The sequence below is a fragment of the Sphingomonas sp. R647 genome, from assembly GCF_020177055.1.
In the GTDB taxonomy this organism is placed as follows: Bacteria; Pseudomonadota; Alphaproteobacteria; order Sphingomonadales; family Sphingomonadaceae; genus Sphingomonas.
This window is the reverse complement of the sequence record NZ_JAIQXT010000003.1, coordinates 86,520-105,723: the sequence shown is the minus strand read 5'-3', so window position 1 is coordinate 105,723 and position 19,204 is coordinate 86,520. Positions and strand designations below refer to the sequence as shown.

Below are 19,204 nucleotides of genomic sequence, written 5' to 3'. Positions count from 1 at the left end.
GCAGCGCGCCTGCTATGGCCAAGACAACGACCTCGAACGGATCCGATCGCCGCCCAACTGCCCGAATTACAGCGGATCGTCAAAGTTGGCTCGACCCGATGGTGCGCCTGAGATCGGCGGGCACCTGCACCCGATCATCGGCACCCAGGTCGAGCGCGGCGACCTTTCAGTTACATCTTCGCGCGCGGAGACGACATCTGCCTTTCATAAACCAGTCGGAACCCGACGTTTGAGGCACCGAGGCCCGGGTCTCGACCCTGACGGCTTTCAGGACGATAACGCTGACAATAGTTGGGGGCGCATAAGTAGCTGCCACCCTTCATCACCCGGCTGATCATTCCGGGATTGAGCGGATCATAGGCACCATTCTCGCTCGGTCCGCGCGGATTGTCCTGCTTGGCGGGGTCATGGCCGGGACGGTACACATCGGCGGTCACCTCCCAGACATTCCCGACCATATCGTAGAGCCCGAACGCATTGGGTTCAAAGCAGCCGACCGGCGCGATGGCCTTGAAACCGTCCTTCCCCTCATTGACCACCGGGAACACACCCTGCCAGGTGTTGGCGCGCCCAGGATCGGGTTGCTCGACATATTTCGGCGCGCCGGCGCTGGCTGCATATTCCCACTCGGCCTCGGTTGGCAGTCGCCCACCGCGCCACGATGCATATGCCTGCATATCGGTCCATGCGAGATGCACGACCGGCTCCTGCGGTACCGGGTCGGCGCCTTTCGGTCCGTAGGGCTTCTTCCAGCTGGCGCCGGGAACATAGGCCCACCAATCGGCATAATTGCGCGACGGGCGCGCGGGTGGCGTGAACACGGCAGACCCAGGCTCGAGCAGATAGGCCGGAATCTGTTCGACCGGCACGCCAAACTGCTCCGGATCGACGGGCTTCTCGGCTACCGTGACATGGCCGGTGGCGTCGACGAATTCGGCGAACTGGCGATTGGTCACTTCGTGCGGATCGATCCAGAACCCGTCGACCCGGGTTTCGCGCGCCGGGCCTTCCTCGGCATAGACCGCGTCGCTCCCCATCACGAAACTGCCGCCCTTGATCTGCACCGGTCGCGAGGGTGGGGGCTTGCACGATGTCCGGATCGCGCGTTCGGTTGCCGTAGGCGGAGTGGCAGGTTTCTGCGATGCGTCGCCGCACGCGACGACAAACAGCACAAGCGCAATCGGCCAGCCTATCATCCATGCACGGTGTTGCATCCCGGCTTCCTCCTCCTGCCAATCCCTGGAAAGGCGATATTTTATATCAAATGATTTTGGTATTCATGCGGAGTTATAAGAACAACCTCAAGCCCCCTTAAGGCGCCCACGCCCGCCGATTACCTAAATTAAAATTCTTTACACCCACGTTCCTCGCGCTATTTTCCGAGCCATAGTCAAAGAACACCCTCGTCCCCCGGTACCGTACGCGGCGCTTGATCGCCTCGACGCCATGCGGATGGTCAGGGGGGCTGGGAGAGGGAAATCGGATGGGCGAGACAGGGGCATCAGGCATCGCTCCGGGTGCGGGCACAGGTGGCGGCGCGAGGGCCTCGGCCAGTACGCAGTTCGCCTTCGCCTCGGTCACGACGCTGTTTTTCGCGTGGGGCTTCATCACCTCGCTTATCGACCCGCTGGTGGCCGCGGTGAAAGGCATTTTCAGCCTCTCCGACTTCGAGGCGCAAATGAGCGCGTCGGCCTTCTTCATCGCCTATGGCGTGATGAGCCTGCCGGCTGCAGCGCTTCTTGCGCGTCGCAAGTCGGTGACAACCGTGCTCATCGCACTCGTCACGATGATTGCCGGGTGCATGCTGATGCTGCTTGCGGCGAACCTTGCCATCTATGGCCTGGTCCTGCTGGGCCTGTTCATCCTCGCGAGCGGGATCACCATTTTGCAGGTCGCCGCCAACCCGCTCGCCGCAGCGCTGGGCCGGCCCGATCGCAGCCACTTCAGGCTCACGCTCAGCCAGGCGTTCAACAGCCTCGGCACCTTCATCGGTCCCTATCTGGGTGCGCTGCTGTTCCTGAAGGGGGTCGAGATCAAGGAAGGCGAACAGCTTGATGGCGCGGTGCGCGCGGCGGCGCTGATCGGGATCGACGCTGCCTTTCTGTGGATCGCGGTGCTGATCGGACTGCTCGTCCTATTCATCTGGTTCGCGCGCAGGCTCATTACCAAGGCCATGCCCGTCACGGCGGAGGAGGGCGCTCAGCGCTCCGTTTTCGCTCTCTTCGCTGAAGCCGCCTCGTCACGCTGGGCACTGCTCGGCGGCGGCGCGATCTTCCTTTATGTCGGCGCGGAAGTCGCCATCGGCTCGCAGATGGCGCTGTTTCTCAACAGCGAGGGCGTACTCGGCATTCCGCTCGAGCAGGCTGGCAAGATGGTCAGTCTCTACTGGGGCGGAGCGATGGTCGGGCGGCTGATCGGCTCGGGGCTGCTCACCCGGGTTCCAGCCGCCGCGCTGCTCGCTTCGTTTGCCGGCGCCGCCTGCGCGCTCTGCCTGTTCGTTGCGGTCATTGGCGGATCGGCGGCGGGCTATGCGGCGCTGTGCATCGGCCTGTTCAATTCGATAATGTTTCCGGTGATCTTCACGCTCACGCTCGAACGCTCGAGCGCCAGCAAGGAGGCGACCTCGGGGTTCCTGTGCTTTGCGATCGTCGGCGGAGCGGCGGTGCCGCTGCTGGTCGGGCTGGTATCGGGGGCGACCAGCTATGCCACTGCCTTCATCGTTCCGGCGGCGTGTTATGTCCTGCTCGTGGGCTTCGGCCTGGCGGCCCGTCGCGCGTCACCGCTGCGCAGTGGCGACGCTGGTTCTGCAGCGGGCCATTGAGGGGGACTGGCGATGGCGATGCGTCAGCTTCAGGGACACGCGGTCGAAAAAGTCTGGGGGCAGCGGGCAATCCCCGCGATCTATGCCGATACCGCAAACGCGGATGAACCGATCGGCGAGATCTGGTTCGCCGACGCCGCTGCGCCGAGTGTGCTGGTGAAACGCCTGTTCACCTCGGAAAAGCTCTCGATTCAGGTTCACCCGAATGATGATCAGGCCCGCGCCAGCGGCCATGTCTGCGGCAAGGAAGAGGCGTGGTTCATTCTCACCGCCGAACCAGGCGCGACCATCGGCGCCGGCTTCGCGCGGGAGCTTTCGGACACGGAACTGCGCGCAGCCGCGCTTGACGGCAGCATTGAGGATTTGATGGTCTGGCATCCGGTGAAGCCGGGCGATTATTTCTACGTGCCCGCTGGCACCGTCCACGCGATCGGCGCGGGTCTTTCGCTGCTCGAGATCCAGCAGAACGTGGATCTCACCTACAGGCTTTACGATTATGGCCGTCCACGCCCGCTTCAGCTCGACGCGGGCATCGCCGCCGCGGTTGCAGTGCCCTTCGCGCGCAGCCCCGTGCGCGCGATCGGCCCGGCGCGCGAAGAGCTTGTCGCGGCGCCCAGTTTCACGATCGAACGGCTTGGCGGTCCGTGCGATCATCATGTCTCGGCCAGCACGACCGAACCAGTGTGGCTGATGCCGATCGCGGCTGGCTGTACTGCCGCAGGTACCGATCTAACGCCGGGAACGGTATGGCTGGCGGATAGCCCGGTCGACATCGGGATCGAGACCGGCGGCGGGATGCTTACCGCGCGGGCCACCCAAGATCAGGCTTGCCAGGATCGATCTGAAACCGGCGCTGAAAGATAAAAGGTGAGGATAGTCATGACGAATCGTTCGCTTTGCAGGGCAGCCATGGCCGGAATCTTAGCCCCGGTTATCGCCGTTGCCGCCGTCACCTTTTCCCAGTCCGCCGATGCGCAGACGGAAAAACCGCGCCAGCGGCCCAACATCATCTTCATCCTCAACGATGACCAGCGTTACGATGCGATGGGCTTCCTCGATCCCTCACTCAACACGCCGAACATGGATCGCATCGCGCGCGAAGGCGTGCACTTCCCCAACGCCTTCGTCACAACTGCGCTGTGCAGTCCGAGCCGGGCCTCGATCCTCACTGGCCAGTACATGCACAACCACGGAATCGCGGACAACAACATCAAGTTCCGCCCCGGAACCTTCTTCTTCCCGATGGCGCTGCAGGCCGCCGGGTATCGCACCGCCTTTGTCGGCAAATGGCACATGGGCGGGCACGGCGATGATCCGCAGCCCGGCTTCGACCGCTGGATCAGCTTCAAGGGGCAAGGCGACTATCTGCCCGATGCTGGCAAGGGCCGTCCGCGCCATACGCTCAACGTCGATGGCAAGCCGGTCGAACGGCAGGGCTACATCACCGACGAGCTGAATGGCTATGCGCTCGACTGGCTTCGCCAGCAGCGCGCGGACCGGCCCTTCTTCCTCTATCTCAGCCACAAGGCGGTTCACGCCGACTTCATCCCCGCCAAGCGCCACGAAGGCACGGTGAGCCGGGACGCGATCAAGCTGCCAAGCAGCATGGCCGACACGCCCGAGAATTACGCAGGCAAGCCGCGCTGGACCAAGGACCAGCGCAATTCCTGGCACGGCGTCGAATTCCCCTATCACTCGACCCTCGACGTGGTCGATTTCAAGCAGCGCTACAACGAGACGCTCAGCGCGGTGGACGAAGGCATCGGCGCGATCATCGCCACGTTGCAGAAGAAGGGCATGCTCAAGAACACCATCGTGGTGATGATGGGCGACAATGGCTTCATGTTCGGCGAGCACGGCATGATCGACAAGCGCAGCGCTTACGAAGAGTCGATGCGCGTGCCGCTCATCGCCTTCGGCGCCGACATTCCCAAGGGCCGGGTGGTCAACGAAATGGTCGCGAACATCGATATTGCGCCGACCTTTCTATCGCTCGCCGGCGCGGCGGTGCCCGAAGGGGTGCGCTTCGACGGGATGAGCTATGCCGATCTGCTGATGGGCCGCCCGCTCAAGGGGCCATGGCGTACGACGCTCAACTATGAATATTACTGGGAATATAACTACCCGCAGACCCCGACCACCTTCGCGCTGCGCGGCGACCGGTACAAATACATCCAATATCACGGCATCTGGGACACCGAGGAGCTCTACGATCTGAAGGAGGATCCCAAGGAGATGCGTAACCTCATCGCCGATCCCAAGCTGCGTCCGATCGTCAGAAAGATGCGCGCCGAGCTGTTCGCGGGGCTCGGTCCGCAGCAGGGCCGCTCCAGCGTGACCTTCACCGAGCGGCTTGACGAAGGCTCGGTACTGCGCAACCGCAAGGGTTCCGGGCCCGGCGCGTTTCCCGATCGCTGGTTGCGGGACGGTACCGAAGGCAATCGGAACAACGGCGTGAAGGCCGAAGGCGGCAAGCCTGACCCGCGTTGATGCCAGAGTCGCGGGAGGTGCAAGAAATTGCACTCCGGCCGACAGCCAACTAGACTCATCGTGTCGGAGGCCGGCCCGAACCTGGAGAAAATGCGCAGATGTCGACAACCGAACGCAGGCCTTCAGGCGTCGGTGTATCTGCGCGCGATCGGGTCAACCTCCTCAGCAACGGGCTGTCGGGCACTAATCTCGAGCGCGGCAGCTCGCACAATCTGCGCGTGACGCTGCAGGCGATCCGGCTGAACGCACCGGTGACCAAGGTCGAGCTGGCCGAGATCACCGGCCTGACCCCGCCTTCGATCACCAACATCGCGCGCAAGCTGTCGGCTGACGGGCTTATCGTCGAGGCGGGGAAACGCCGCGGCGAGCGCGGACAGCCAGCGCTCAAGCTGGTGATCAACCCGGACGGCGCCTTCTCGATCGGGGTCAATATCGACCGCGATCATATCACGATGGTGATCCTCGATTTTCTGGGCGAGTTGCGGCTGCGGATCGTCGAGAACATCCACTTCCCGATGCCGGACCAAGTGCGCGATTTTGTCAGCCGCAACCTCGATGCGGTGCGCGCGGCGGGCGACATCGACATGAGCCGGATCGCCGGGATCGGGGTGGCGATGCCGGATGATTTCGGCGGGGTGGACCTGCCCAACCGGCCAGGCGAATTCGGCATCTGGGAAACGGTTGATCTCAAGCATCTGCTCGGCGAGCACGGGTTTGAGGTCATGATCGAGAATGACGCGACCGCCGCGGCGATCGGAGAACTCCAGTTCGGCCACGGGCGGGTCGCGCAGACCTTTTTCTACCTGCTGGTCAGCGCCGGCCTTGGCGGTGGCCTCGTCATCGACGGTTATTCGGTCAGCGGTTCATCGGGCCGCAGCGGCGAGATCGGCTTTCTGCCGATCGGCCGGGCACGGCGCAGGCCGGTCGTCCTGCAGGATGTGGTCTCGCTCTCGGGACTTTACAGCCACCTCGCCGAGGCAGGTTTCCCCGATCCCGGCCCGCTCGATCGGATGGGCACGGACGCCACCGAGGCGGCAGAGCAGTGGATCGAAAAGGCGGCAGATCTGCTGACCGACCCGCTGATGGTGATCAACACATTGATCGATCCGGATGCGATCTTCATCGGCGGACGCCTGCCGGCGGGCCTCGTCGACCGGCTGTGTGACCGGCTGGCGCTCAACTTCCGTCACCGCGGGGCGTCCCTGCCTGCGCGGGCGCCGATCCGCCGCGCTGACCTCGCCGAGGATGCCGCCGCGATCGGCGCGGCGATCCTCCCCTTCTCCAACCGTTTCCTGCCAACCCGCTCTGCGCTGATGAAGATCGACGCCTAGGAAAAAGCTGTGCTCAGGCAAGCATCGCAGCGCGCGGTGTCTGCTGACCGGCTACCGCCGCGGCAAGCGCAATCGGGCCAAGCGGACCAGCCAGATCGCCGAGCCCCGGCGGGGCAACATAGTCCTCGATCATGTCGAGTTCGGGCGAACTGACATAACCGTTGAGGCTCGCCTGGAGCGCGCGTCGGATGATGGGGAACAGCTGCGGCTGTGCAGTTATCACCCCGCCCCCAAGCAGAATCCTGCGCGGGGTCGCGGTCAGCACGAGATTGTGCAGCATCTGTGCGATGGCATGACCGACGAGGTGCCAGATCGAGTCATCCGGCGCGATCAGGCTGGCGCGCATGCCCGAACGCTGGATGATTGCCGGACCGGCCGCCAGCCCTTCGACGCAATCGCCATGATAGGGGCAGGATCCCGGCCAGCTGTCACCCGGAACCCGCGCAATGCGCATGTGCCCCAGTTCCGCATGGCCGAACCCGCAGATCGGTGTGCCGCCGACCACAAGCCCGACGCCAACTCCGGTGCCGACAGTGACATACGCAAAATCGTCGAGCCCGGCCGCCGCTCCCCAGCGCATTTCAGCGAGCGCTGCGCCGTTGACATCGGTGTCGAGCGCAAGGGGCACGTCCAGCCCGGCGCTCAATTCCTGCGCGATGCCGACGCCGCTCCAACCCGGCTTCGGCGTTTGTCCGATATGACCCCAGCGCGGCGAGGATTGATCCACGTCCACTGGCCCGAACGTGGCAATGCCGAGTGCAGCGATGTCGCGCCGGGTTTCGAACCAGTGGCGCAGAATGGCCTTGATCTGCGGCAGCGTCTCGTCGGGTGTCGTCGTTTCGACACGCTCCTGCGCCAGGATTTCACCGCTCGAAGTGGCAAGCACGCAAACGCATTTCGTGCCCCCCAGTTCGACGCCAGCCAGAACGGAATTCGCCATCACCACCCCCAAATGTCCCCCGTATTCACGGCGCTACCTTCACCGCGCCTGCCACGACATTCCAGCCGCGCACGCCGATCGAGACCGGCGCAGGCGCTGACTTTGGCGATCGGATCGTGACCTTGCGCGTCTCGCCCGGCAGCAACGACACATAGTTGTCGCTCCAATAGGCGGGGAGCACCCGCTCGCCCGCGGCATCCAGCAGCGTCAGCTTGACCATCAGGGCAGGATGGCTCCCCGGGTTGGTCAGGGTCGCAGCGATCTCCTGTTCGTCAGCATTTGCGACCACCTGCGTCGTGACGCTCAGGGCGACCGGCTGCATTGCGCTCATCGCACGATAGGCCGACGGTTCGCGGGCCAGCCAGTACAGGTTCTCGCTGAGCAGGCGACCATCTTCACCAAACAGCTCAAGCTTGGTGAGCACCACCTCTGCGCGCGCGAACAGCGCATCGGGGACCGCGTCGCCCGCTTCGGTGACGGCATAGGCAGCGGCATCGACGGCGCGGGAGCGTTCGTCCAGCAGCGTGCCGTCGAGCGCAAAGTTGCGGATCCTCACACGCCCCTTCGCGACCGGCGTGCCAAGGCTGTTAACGACCGCGACACGGCGTTCGGGCAGGTTGACTTGCACATGCACCGGCTCCGAGCCCTTCTTGGATCCGAAAAAGGCGGCGTGGGTGTCGTAATCATGGCTGTAGATCTGCCACGTCATGCTCGGCCATGCGGGATGGGTCATCCACAGCAGCCGCCCGCTGTTGCGGGTGAACAGGCCGGCATTGAACCCTTCGAAGATCGCGCGATAGGCTTCGTAATTGAGCAGCTGCGCCTTGCTTTCGAAGTCGCCGAGATCCTTCGCAGCACCAAACCGATTCTGCATCGCCCGCATGATACTGGCGACGTCGCCCGCCTTGCTCTGGTGCCAGTCGTGATAGGCCCAGCTGTCGCTGATCGGCCACTGGTCCTCGGGCGGCATCATCGTCTTGAACGCTTCGAGCGTCGGGAATGACGGTGTACCGACCTCGGTCGAAAAGCCGCGTCCGATGCGCGTGAAATAGGCTTCGGGCGGCTGGTAGTTCCACGGCCCACTGTTGGCCATGTTCACGTCGCGCGAATTGGGCAGGTAAGCGCGGGTGCCATCGATCGTCCGCACCAGCTTTTCGAGGCCGGCATTGAGCACCGGCGGCGGCACGCCCTCATTGCGGCCGATCCACAACACGATCGAGGGATGGTGCTGGAAACGGCTGACCGTGTCCACCGCATTGGCGAGGAACATCGCGCTATCGCCCGGTTCGCCGTTGTGATCCTGCGTCGAGATCCAGAAATCGTTGAGCACCAGCAGGCCGTATTCGTCGGCAAGGTCGAAGAACACGCGTTCGGTGCTCTGACCCATCCAGTTGCGGATCGTATTGACGTTGGCGTCGCGGTGAAGCCGGAAATAGGGCTCCATTCGGTCGCGCGAGACGCGCTTCATCCAGTCGTCCATGCCCCAGTTGCCGCCGCGCACCGCGATGGGCACGCCATTGACGCGGATCAGCAGGTGCGGCGCCAGCCTGGCGTCGGCGACGGGCGCGAGCGCCGGCGATCCGGCAATCTCGCGGGTGAGCGACATCGCCCAGCCGCCCTCGACCTTGCGGATGCGGTTGTGCGCGACATCGATCAGCTGTTCGCCCATGCTGCGCGCAGGGGCGACCGCCACACGCCGCAATTCCTCGGCCTGGTCGACCAGCGACAGGTCATAGCTTATTTCACGGATGCCGAAGCGGATCAGGTGGGCATCACTCACCGCACCGCCGACGCGCGCGGTCAACGCCAGCGCGTGCAGTGTCGGTGCGCCATAGCCATTGGGCCACCACAACTGTGGATTTTGAACGCGCAACTGGGCAAACTGCTCGGGCGCGAACCGCACGGTCGTGGCCGAATTGGGCGCAAGCGTGGCACTCTGGCGCAGGGCGACCTCGCCAAAACGCGCCTCGAGCTCGACCACCCGCTCCGCATCGCTATCGTTGATCAGGGGCACCGAAAAGGTCAGCTCGGCGAGCATATTGTCGGGCTTGGGCAGCACGGTGCGGACATGGGGATCGCCGATGCGCACATCCCCCGTCGCCAGCAGCACCACGTCTTGCCACACCCCGGTGTTGCGATCGCGCACGCTCGGGATCCAGTCCCAGCCTTCGCTAGCAGCGAAGGTCGGACCGTCGATGGTCATTTCCCCGCCATTGAGACCCGGGCCGGCCGTCAGCGATTCCTCGTGCGCAAGGCCGGGATGCGGCGGCGGCGAGACCCGCACCGCCACCGCGATGCGCGCGCCGGTGCTGAAGCGCTCCGGCAACACGAAGCGCCCGCGGACGAACGCCCCCTCGGTCGCGCCCAGCCGCTCGCCATTGACCCAGATTTCGGCGGCATAGTTGATACCGAGAAACTCCAGCGCATGACTCCGGCGCACGCCGCCCTCAGGCCGCGCAAATTCGGCGCGCAACCAATAGTCCTGCTTGTTCAGGCGCTCCGGGATTTGCAGGTTGTTGAGGCCAAAGGCAGGATCGGGATAGATCCCATTGGCGACATAGGTCGCGAGGATCGTTCCGGGCACGGTTGCCTGCAGCCAGCGACTGGCGTCGAAACCGGGCTGCGAAATGGCGGAAGGCAGGGCGGCCACCTCGGGCGCAGCGGCAAGCCGCCATCCGCCGACGATCCAGCGCCCTTCGCCCGCGGGCGAAAGCGCGGGGGTCGGCACGGGTGTGACGCGCGCAGCCACCGGCGGACCCTTCGCACGGCTGACCGGCAGTGTCGCGGGATCCTGCGGCGACGTGAGGCCCATTGTCTGCTTGACCTGCAACGGCCAAGTCGGGCTGCCGTTCTCAAACTGGATGCGTGCTTCGTCGGGCATTGCCCATGAGAGACGGGCCGACTGCGGCAAACTGCCTTGCCACATCACAAGGCTGGCGATGGCACCGCGGAACACGGGCTTTGCCTCCCGTCGCGGCGCCATGACCAGCGCGACCGCAGGTGCAGACAGCTGGCCGCGCAGGGCGACGGGCTGCTCGGTGCCGACCTGCAGTGTCAAGCCGCTGCCGTTCGCAGCCAGCGTGACGAGCAGCCATTCATTCGGCTTTCCGTCCACGCGGGACACGCCACGCGCTCCGCCACTGGCCGCGAAAACCCGTCCGGCGATCAGGCCGACTTCCGCAACGTCAGCCCCGGCTTGATCGACCAGCGCCATGACGGTGCGCGGATCGCGTTCGTGCACATCGACACGCACCCACGCCTTGATCGTCCAGACTGTCTGCGGCGCCATGGGAGAAGCGAAATTCTTGCGGATCGCATTGCCCGCCGGCGGAAAGACCGCATTGACCGGCCCGACCAACACGGTGCCATCGGGCGCCTGAGCGTTGAGCGCTGCATAGGGCGACATCAGCGCACAATATGCGAGCAGGAAGGCGAATGCCTTGCGCAGCCAGACCATTGACCCTCCCCTGAATGAGTCGCTTCCCGACCCGAATTACGAAAGCTATTTTTGTTATAGATGAAGAACGGGGTCAAGGGCCAATCTACGCGCCCCCTTGGAGCGCGGTCACCGATGGAGCGCGGCATCGGCTAAGCGGCGTTGCGAGGGGACACATTCGTACAGGACCCCCGGCGCCGTAACCCCGCCATTTTTAATGAAACAATTTTCTTTACTAAAGCGAATGTTCGGGTTTAGATTTTATCGCGGAAGGATCATGGGGCGAAGTCGCGACGCGCAGGATCAAGCGATCCGGGGCTCGCATAAACGGCTGAAGCTCGGGGCCCTTCGATAAAAAAACAAATGTCGGGAAAGCCGGAGATCGGCTGGGGGAGTGATACCATGAAGCGGCATCTTATCGCATCGGGCTCAAAGCTGGCCTTGGTCGCGAGCGCCTTGAGCCTCATATGCTCGGCGGCATCGGCACAGGACAGCGCGACGAGCGGCAGCGGCGAACCGGCGGTGGACGTCGACCAGACCGCAGATTCGCAGGACGTGATCACCATAACCGGCGTGCGTCAGTCGATCGAAAGCGCCATCGATGCCAAGCGCGACGCGAGCGAGATCAAAGACGTCATCAACGCTGAAGATATCGGTCAGCTCGCCAACGACAATGTCGCCGAAGCGCTCCAGCGTATCACGGGCGTACAGGTCAACCGCGGCAACGATGGCGAGGGTCGGCAGGTCCAGGTCCGCGGCCTGTCCGAGAACAACGTCACGATCAACGGCGCAACGCCCTCAGGCACCGGGGACGTCGATCTGAGCAATGGCAACGATCGCAGCGTCAATTTCCAGGACCTTCCCGCCGAGCTTTTTTCCGGGGTCGAGATCCTCAAGGCGCTTAGCGCCGACCAGATCGAAGGCTCGCTGGGCGGGACCATCAACCTGCAGACGCGCGCGCCACTCAGCGGCAAGCGCAATTTTATCGTCAACCTGTCGGGCACCGCCAAGTTCGCGGAAGTTGGCGAACTCAGCCGTCAGGACGTCAACCTCTTTGTGCAGAAGAAGTTCGAGGACACCCCGCTCGGCGATTTCGGCGTGATCCTCAACGTCGGCTACAAAGAAATCGCAAGCTACGCCTACGTCTATGGCGGCAACGAGGTGATCGACGCGCCGGGAATCTGGACCCGCAGGACCGGCGACGTCGATCCGCCCGCAAGCGTTGGCGCCAACCAGACGGCGCTCAATTACAACTTCTTTCAACTCGCCACGATCCCCAATGCCACAGGCGGCGGATCGCGGCCAAACCCGTACCGCTACGCGATCGACGATCCCAACGGCGACGGGGTGAGCGATGCGAATGACGTGTACTACATTCCCGGCGCCTTTGGCGTGTCCGAGCGCGTGCGCGACGACACCCGAAAGTCGTTCAACGGCACGCTGCAATGGAAGCCAGCACCGAACATCGACATCCGCTTCGATGCGGTTCTGACCGATCTCGACGAGAGCCTGACCGGGGCGAACATGAACATCGTCTCCAACATCCCGCGTTCAGGGATTCTGGTCGGCGGCCCGGGTGCAACGTTCGAACAGGTGGGTACCTCGGCGGGCTTCGGTGACGTCTATGTGCTGACGGGCGGGCGGCTGGCATCCTTTACCACGCGCGTGGGCGCCGCGCCCTCGATCAGCAAGGTCGCCCGTGAATCGCAGCAATTCTCGGCTGAGGCAACGTGGGACGTTTCCGCCAGCCTCACCCTCTATGCCAAGGGCAGCACCTCGCGCGGCAAAGCGACGACGCTCGACTTTGGCCAGCTCAGCGCCAGCATCGAACAGCAAGGCGGCACCAATCCGCGCTTCAACAACCAGGATTTCTACAACATCGTCGACTATCAGCGCGGCGATAACCTGATCCCGAACGTCATCTTCTACGAAAACCCCTTCCCGTCTTCGGCTTATGGGGTCAACGGCGTGGTGGCCGAGGCCGACCTAGTGAGGCTGAACCCTGGCGATTTGAGCTACAACCGCTACCGCTACCGCCAATTCCAGCGCAATGCGGCCGACACCGAAAACACCGACGATTCTCTCCGGTTCGATGCAACGTGGGAATCGGACATGGGCTTCCTCAAATCGGTCCAGGCGGGCTTCCGCTGGGCCGAGCGCAGCTTCGAGCGCGCCCGTTACGAGAACCCCAATGAAGGCGGCGGGGTCGCGGCGGTGCTCGGACAGGGCGTGCGCGACCCGGTGCAGTCGATCAACATCTGGGCGGTGCCGCTCAACCCTGCAAATACCAGCGATACAGGCGCGGCGGCGACGTCGACCTTCCTCACACAATGCCTCAACACGGCCGGCAACCCGGACATCCTCCGGCGCTTCGGCGGCAATCTGCCGATGACCTTCGGATCGACCGCAGGGTGCGACGTTTCTGCCGTTACGCAGTACTTCAACCTGTTCGATATCCGCGCCGCCAACCCGGCGAGCGGATCCGGCTTCTACGAAGTCATCGACGAACGCTTCCGCGTCACCGAGGCCACGCTGGCGGGCTATCTGCGCGCCAACTTCCGCACCGAGATCGGCAGCGTACCGATGTTCGGCAATGTCGGGCTGCGCTATGTCGAGACCAAGACCGCCTCGTCGGGCTATCTGCTCAATCCGGGCACGCCGGTGAGCTACAGCACGGTCACGTTCCGCAATCGCTATGACGACTGGCTGCCCTCGGCCAACCTCAATTTCGCCCTGAGCAAGCAGGTCGTCGCGCGCCTCGCCTATTCGCGCACCTTGGGACGGCCCGCACTGACCCAGATTTCGCCGGGGCTGGAGTTGACCCGTTCCGACGTCGACCCCGATTTTGCTGGCTTCGGGGTGGCAGGGAACCCGTTCCTCGACCCGATTCACTCGGACAATTTCGATGTCTCGCTGGAGTGGTATTACGGCAAGGGCAGCTATCTGTCCGTCGCGGGCTTCATCAAGAACATCGACACCACGGTCTTCCGGGATCCGGTGCCAACATCCCGCGAAATCAACGGCGAGCTGTTTTCGGTCACTACGTTCGGGAATTTTGGCGGCACCAAACTCAAAGGCGTGGAGGTCGGCACAGCCCATGCCTTCACCTATTTGCCAGGGCCGCTCAGACACCTGGGCGTGACGGGCAACTTTACCTATATCGGCGAGAGCAGCGACCTGCGCGATCAGGAAGGCGACCCGATCAGTCGGCGCGGATTGTCGAAGTTCACCTATAATGTCGGTGCCTATTACGACGACAAGAAGTTCAACCTGCGGCTGGCCTATAACTGGCGGTCGGCCTTCACGCGCCGCGAGATCGTACAGCTCGGCTTTGGACGGCCTGAGGCACTGCCCGAGATTGAAGCGGCCCGCGGCCAGCTCGACTTCGCGGCGCGCGTCAACGTGAACCGCAACCTGCGCTTCACCTTCGATGCGGTGAACCTCACGAACACCGGCACCGTCCGCTACCTGAAGTACGAGCAGCTGTTGAACTATGTTTCGGTGGCGGGGCGCCGCTTCAACCTCGGCGCGCAGGTGAACTTCTGATGCAGTGGAGCCATCATCGCAGGACCGCGCAGAGCCTGGTCGCAGCCGTGGTCCTTTCGCTGACCCTGAACGCGCCTGCCCTGGCGCAGGGGCAGCCGCGTTGCGCCGCAGATCCAGAAGCGGCGGCGCGCAGCTATAATTACATCCTCGGCACGCAGGCCATCGGCGGCCACTATCAGCATGGCACGGGCAATCGCCTGCTGGAGCAGGCACAGCAGGTAAAGGGCATGGGCTCCAACCTGCTCAAAGTCTCGCTGGCCCGAGCCGCCGCGCCGAACTACGGATCCGTCGAGGCTGCGCGCAAGGCGAAAACGACACTCGAATATGTGCAGGCCTCGCCCGAGCTGCAGCAAGCGCTCGACATGGATTTCACCTTGTACCAGGCATGGGTCCATTCGTTCACCGATGCCAATTGGCGCGACGGGGTCAGCATTGCCGAGGCGCGGCTCTATTATGAAGAAATATATGCCCTGACCGCCTGGCTGCTGAAGCGCTATTCCGGCACCGGCAAAGTCTTCATGCTCGGCAACTGGGAAGGCGACTGGCTGCTTCTTGGTGGCCAGAAGCGCGAGGCCGACCCCTCTCCGACTGCGGTCGAAGGCATGGTCGCATGGATGAAGATCCGGCAACTGGCGATCGACAACGCGCGGGCCGCGGTCGCCCACAAGGACGTCGCAGTCTATCACTATATCGAGGTCAACCTCGTCAAAAAGGCGATGGCAGGCCGCGCAAGCATCGCCCTGTCTGTCTTGCCCGAAGCCAATCCCGATCTCGTGTCATACTCGGCCTATGAGGCGATCAAGCAATCGCCCGAGCCCGACCTGACGTCGATCCGCCAACCGCTGGAGCAGACACTCGCATATCTCGAGGCACAGCTGCCGCCGAAAAAAGGCCTGCCGTTCAAGCGCCGCGTGTTCATTGGCGAATATGGCTACCACGCCGACAAGTCCAAGCCGCTGACCGTGAAGCAGCAATATATGAAGAGCCGCTTCGTCATGGAGAGCGCGGTCGCGCTCGACCTACCCTTCGCGCTGATCTGGCAGATGTACAACAACGAATATGCCAAGAACGGCACCTCGAAGGAGATGTCGCTGATCGACGAGAGCGGGCGCAAACGCGCGCTCTATGCGCTGCACCAGACCTATCTGGCGGAAATGCAGGCCTTCGTCGCACAGTCCTGTCGTAAGACTGGCACGCTTCCAGCCCGCGAGGCGTTCCGGGCGCGGGCGCTGGAGGTGCTCAAGGCCGCAGATTTCGAGAAGATGGAAGCGCGGGCTCAATCTGCAGCGGAATGAGGCCGATAGATATTCCCCGGCGTGAAATGCTGTTCCACTTCGACAACGCTGAGTTCCATGCGCTCGGCGACCGCTGCATAGGGCTTATCGTCGCACCGGATCGCGAGAGCGATTTCACGCCGCAGTCTGGGCATCTGCTGCAACCCGGCCTCCAGCCGCTTGATGATCTGGGGATCGGTGAGGTTCTCGCTCACTGCGCCTCCCCGGATGGAGCGAAGGCGAGCAGAAAGTCCTCTGCCTTGCTGGCCGCACTCGCCGCCCGGAAAATCGCGCGCTCGTCATCGCGCGCGCTTCCGCTTCGTCCTTCGGCGTAAACACGTTCCCAAAGAACATCCAGATCGGCACGCGCTGCGCCGGCTGGCGGGAGTCCGCGATCGACGCTTGGCTGCGCAATCCGTTCTGTCACGTCAAAGATTGAACGCCGGACCTGCTAGTCGAAGAAGAAGACCAGCGCGATCGCGATCAGACCAAAGATGGGCAGAACGCGCTCAAACGGAAGCTGCACATCCGAACGCTTTGTCGCGGAGTCGGGAACACCCCCGCCATTGCGCCGCTTCAATTCGTCGCGATGGATCTTCGCTAAGGGTATCCCAGGATCGCCCTGTGGTGCAAGCCGGTCAGGCGCCCCATAAAGCTGCGGCACCTCGCTCAGAAGATCCTTCTCGAGTCCCTTCGCCGCCTCTGCCCGCTGCTTCAGGCTGGCGTGAAACTCATCGGCATTCTTCGGCGACATTATAGCGCTCCTTCGCCGTAAACCCGCGCGATCGTTCGAAATGGCTCAAGGGTGATTGCCGCCCACATCGCGTCATGAATAGGCTGGCGTGCTTATCGATCTGTGAACACACGCCTCGTGCGCCGTTAGTCGATCAGTGCGCGCGCCCGTTTCAATCAGACCCGTGCCCAAACGGGCGCAGAGCGAACGCAGCGAGACCGGGTGATCGATACACATGCAACAAGCGGCAGCGCCATACCCGCTTTCGACGCTTGCCGCAGAAAGCCAGCTGATACGCATCGGCCCAGCCAATTCGAGGACAACTGCGCCATGCGCACCGCTCCGAGCGCGGTAGGGCTCTCGACCGCTTTGCGCCCTTCGCGACCGTTCACCCGATCAGATCCAGGCCCCAGAAGCAGCCATTGAATTCACCTTTCCACCGCCTTGCGCGACAAGATGCGCCGAACCGGTCACTACCAAGCCAATCGGCAGGGTCGCGCAGTCTTGCATACCGACTCACAGCGGATACATAATCCGGACTCGCCACTGGCAGGCAACGCGTCCGGCTTAACGAGGCGCCGGTGCGGCCCGCCTGTTCCAGTATCTTGTTCAACCCGATTCGTGCTGTTAGGCGTGCGCCGATTGGCGGGGCAGACTTGCTATCCGAACAGCGGGGACGATATGAATCAGATGGACGATAACGCTCAGCCGACGGACAAGAAGACTTGGAACCGCCCCGAGATGAAGGCGTGGAACAAGCCTGAGATTCGCGATCAGAGCATCAGCAGCGCGACCGCCGGCAAGCCCAACCAGTGGCCAACCGAAGCGTCGCCGGGCACCGGCTCTTAATCTTACCCAGGCTTCAACCTGAACTATTATTCGATCTGCGGCCTGTCGGTCTCATCCGCGATTCCTCTTCCCGGAGGATGGCCGGATTCCCCAGTTGGCGAGCCAGACGTGCGGGTGCGCGTCGGCGTCATACCCGATGATCCGGAAGCGCCCGACTATATCGGCCCGACATGGCGGCTGGTCGGGCGGCGCTTTTATCTTGAGGTGCCCGGCGTTGTCCGGCTGATGGCCGAGGATGGACGCGAGATCGTGGCCGAGCCCGTCGAGGGGGCGACCGACGCCGATCTTGCGCCCTTCATCCTGTCGACCGGCGTTGCCGCCATTCTGCACCAGCGTCGGTTGCTGGCACTGCACGCCGCGACAGTGGCGTGGCAGGGCCGCGCCATCGCGATTTGCGGTGCGACGGGGATGGGGAAGTCGACATTGGCCGCGACGCTCTGCCGGGCTGGTGCCAGCTTTGTCGGCGACGACATCGCCGCGATCCGGATCGACGAAAACGACGGCGTTCCCACGGTCTGGCCGGACGGACGACAGCACCGGCTATGGGCCGACGCCATCGAGCACCTGTCGCTGACGGAACGGCAGGGCGCTCCGATCCGAAGCCATATGCGCAAATACCATGTCTCGCCGACATCGCCGGCGGAACGCACGCACGACGCCCTGCCGCTTGCCGCCGTTATCCTGCTTGCATCGCGCGATGGGACCGTGCCGCCCGGTCCGCCCCGGATCGAGCGGCTGCCACTGGTGGACGCAGCGCCGATGCTGCGCGGAGAAATCTACCGCCCCTATCTTGCGCGTCGCATGGGCCATGACCCGCTCTTGTTCGTCCAGATCGCGACCCTGTTGAACCGGGTGCCCGCGTTCCGGCTCGATCGCACGCGCGGCTTGGAGTATCTCGACGCGGGCGCAGCGCTGGTATTGGACGCGGTGGCAGGCGCGACGTGATCGCCGGACCGGTCTGGCTGGCGTCATATCCCAAGTCGGGAAATACCTGGCTGCGCCTGCTGCTGTCCAACCTGCTGTGCGGGCAGTCCGATCCGGAGGATATCAACGAACTCAGCCTGGCCGCGCATAGCGTGGTCAACCGGCACGTGATCGAAGACGCGACGTTGATCGACAGCTTCCTCCTCACCCGTGACGAATGCGACAGGATGCGCCCCGCCCTGATGGAGGAAGCCTGGCGCGAGGCGGCGGATCAGGATCTCTTCATCAAGCTGCACGATGCCTATTGCCGCTTCAGCGACGGGCGCCCCGTGCTAGGGCGCGGGGCGCGTGCGGCGCTCTATATCCTGCGCGATCCCCGCGACGTCGCGGTGTCACTGGCGTTTCACACCGGCAAGCCGATCGCGACGGTCGTGAGTCAGATCCTCTCCGCGAGCACGCGCATGGGCGGCACCAAGCCGCACCATGAGCAGATTTCGCAGCGCCTGTTGGACTGGAGCGGCCATGTCCGCAGCTGGATCGCACAGCGCGATGTGCCGATGCATGTGCTGCGCTATGAAGATCTGCGCGCCGATCCGGAGGGCCGTTTTGGCGAGGCGGTCGCTTTCCTGGGATTGCAGGTGACCGAGGACGAACTGGCAAGGGCGGTGGCCCAGTCCGATTTCGGCCGGTTGCAGCGCCAGGAGGCCGAGAAAGGCTTCCGCGAACGCCGTCCCGAATCGACAGCGCCCTTTTTCCGGGCGGGACGGGTCGGAGAATGGCGCGACGTCCTGACCCGTGAACAGTCCACCGCGATCGAGGCGGCGCATGGCGCAGTGATGGCCGAGTTCGGATATCTGTGA

15 protein-coding genes are annotated in these 19,204 nt (G+C 63.7%); 10 read left to right on the top strand and 5 right to left on the bottom strand.

What is annotated here, in order from left to right; genetic code table 11:
- Positions 1 to 170: 170 nt before the first annotated feature.
- Positions 171 to 1,214: a formylglycine-generating enzyme family protein gene (locus K9B35_RS07490; RefSeq protein WP_224921211.1), complete on the bottom strand. Its 1,044-nt coding sequence runs from the start codon at positions 1,212 to 1,214 to the stop codon at positions 171 to 173.
- A 269-nt stretch (positions 1,215 to 1,483) separates the two neighbouring features.
- Here K9B35_RS07490 and K9B35_RS07485 point away from each other — a divergent pair, with 269 nt between their 5' ends.
- The 4 genes from K9B35_RS07485 to K9B35_RS07470 all read left to right on the top strand — a co-directional run bounded on the left by K9B35_RS07485 (position 1,484) and on the right by K9B35_RS07470 (position 6,642).
- On the top strand, positions 1,484 to 2,821 hold the full coding sequence (locus K9B35_RS07485; RefSeq protein ID WP_224921210.1) for an MFS transporter: 1,338 nt from the start codon (positions 1,484 to 1,486) through the stop codon (positions 2,819 to 2,821).
- Between the two features lie 12 nt (positions 2,822 to 2,833).
- Positions 2,834 to 3,685 carry a class I mannose-6-phosphate isomerase gene (locus K9B35_RS07480; RefSeq protein ID WP_224921209.1) on the top strand — a complete coding sequence of 284 codons (852 nt, stop codon included), beginning with the start codon at positions 2,834 to 2,836 and terminating at the stop codon, positions 3,683 to 3,685.
- A gap of 45 nt (positions 3,686 to 3,730) precedes the next feature.
- The gene (locus tag K9B35_RS07475; RefSeq protein WP_224921208.1) at positions 3,731 to 5,311 is read left to right on the top strand and encodes a sulfatase; all 1,581 of its coding nucleotides are present in this window, start codon (positions 3,731 to 3,733) and stop codon (positions 5,309 to 5,311) included.
- A 98-nt stretch (positions 5,312 to 5,409) separates the two neighbouring features.
- The gene (locus tag K9B35_RS07470) at positions 5,410 to 6,642 is read left to right on the top strand and encodes an ROK family transcriptional regulator (RefSeq protein ID WP_224921207.1); all 1,233 of its coding nucleotides are present in this window, start codon (positions 5,410 to 5,412) and stop codon (positions 6,640 to 6,642) included.
- Between the two features lie 13 nt (positions 6,643 to 6,655).
- Here the strand turns inward: K9B35_RS07470 and K9B35_RS07465 are convergent, their stop codons facing one another.
- Both K9B35_RS07465 and K9B35_RS07460 read right to left on the bottom strand, forming a co-directional pair.
- On the bottom strand, positions 6,656 to 7,582 hold the full coding sequence (locus K9B35_RS07465) for an ROK family protein (RefSeq protein ID WP_224921206.1): 927 nt from the start codon (positions 7,580 to 7,582) through the stop codon (positions 6,656 to 6,658).
- A 25-nt stretch (positions 7,583 to 7,607) separates the two neighbouring features.
- Complete coding sequence (locus K9B35_RS07460) at positions 7,608 to 11,039, bottom strand: glycosyl hydrolase 2 galactose-binding domain-containing protein (protein ID WP_224921205.1); 3,432 nt, start codon at positions 11,037 to 11,039, stop codon at positions 7,608 to 7,610.
- 381 nt (positions 11,040 to 11,420) lie between these two features.
- Here K9B35_RS07460 and K9B35_RS07455 point away from each other — a divergent pair, with 381 nt between their 5' ends.
- Positions 11,421 to 14,564 (top strand): TonB-dependent receptor, encoded by a 3,144-nt coding sequence (locus K9B35_RS07455; protein ID WP_224921204.1) that lies wholly within the window; start codon positions 11,421 to 11,423, stop codon positions 14,562 to 14,564.
- Positions 14,564 to 15,859, top strand: a complete 1,296-nt coding sequence (locus K9B35_RS07450; RefSeq protein ID WP_224921203.1) for a hypothetical protein — start codon at positions 14,564 to 14,566, stop codon at positions 15,857 to 15,859. The genes K9B35_RS07455 and K9B35_RS07450 overlap by 1 nt, the downstream gene beginning before the upstream one ends.
- On the opposite strand, the gene K9B35_RS07445 is transcribed toward K9B35_RS07450, so the two are convergent.
- Complete coding sequence (locus K9B35_RS07445) at positions 15,841 to 16,053, bottom strand: sigma-70 region 4 domain-containing protein (RefSeq protein ID WP_224921202.1); 213 nt, start codon at positions 16,051 to 16,053, stop codon at positions 15,841 to 15,843. The two genes, K9B35_RS07450 and K9B35_RS07445, sit on opposite strands and share 19 nt — an antisense overlap.
- Here K9B35_RS07445 and K9B35_RS20350 point away from each other — a divergent pair.
- Positions 16,053 to 16,277 carry a helix-turn-helix transcriptional regulator gene (locus tag K9B35_RS20350; protein WP_412103457.1) on the top strand — a complete coding sequence of 75 codons (225 nt, stop codon included), beginning with the start codon at positions 16,053 to 16,055 and terminating at the stop codon, positions 16,275 to 16,277. The genes K9B35_RS07445 and K9B35_RS20350 overlap by 1 nt on opposite strands.
- A gap of 12 nt (positions 16,278 to 16,289) precedes the next feature.
- On the opposite strand, the gene K9B35_RS07435 is transcribed toward K9B35_RS20350, so the two are convergent.
- A complete protein-coding gene (locus K9B35_RS07435) occupies positions 16,290 to 16,592 on the bottom strand; it encodes a hypothetical protein (RefSeq protein WP_224921201.1) in 303 nt (100 codons plus the stop codon).
- A gap of 669 nt (positions 16,593 to 17,261) precedes the next feature.
- On the opposite strand from K9B35_RS07435, the gene K9B35_RS07430 reads away from it, so the two are divergent.
- The 3 genes from K9B35_RS07430 to K9B35_RS07420 all read left to right on the top strand — a co-directional run bounded on the left by K9B35_RS07430 (position 17,262) and on the right by K9B35_RS07420 (position 19,204).
- Positions 17,262 to 17,420 carry a hypothetical protein gene (locus K9B35_RS07430; protein ID WP_224921200.1) on the top strand — a complete coding sequence of 53 codons (159 nt, stop codon included), beginning with the start codon at positions 17,262 to 17,264 and terminating at the stop codon, positions 17,418 to 17,420.
- 108 nt (positions 17,421 to 17,528) lie between these two features.
- Entirely contained in the window at positions 17,529 to 18,365 is an 837-nt protein-coding gene (locus tag K9B35_RS07425; RefSeq protein WP_224921199.1) for a hypothetical protein, read from the top strand.
- The gene (locus K9B35_RS07420; RefSeq protein ID WP_224921198.1) at positions 18,362 to 19,204 is read left to right on the top strand and encodes a sulfotransferase domain-containing protein; all 843 of its coding nucleotides are present in this window, start codon (positions 18,362 to 18,364) and stop codon (positions 19,202 to 19,204) included. Before K9B35_RS07425 ends, K9B35_RS07420 begins: the two co-directional genes overlap by 4 nt.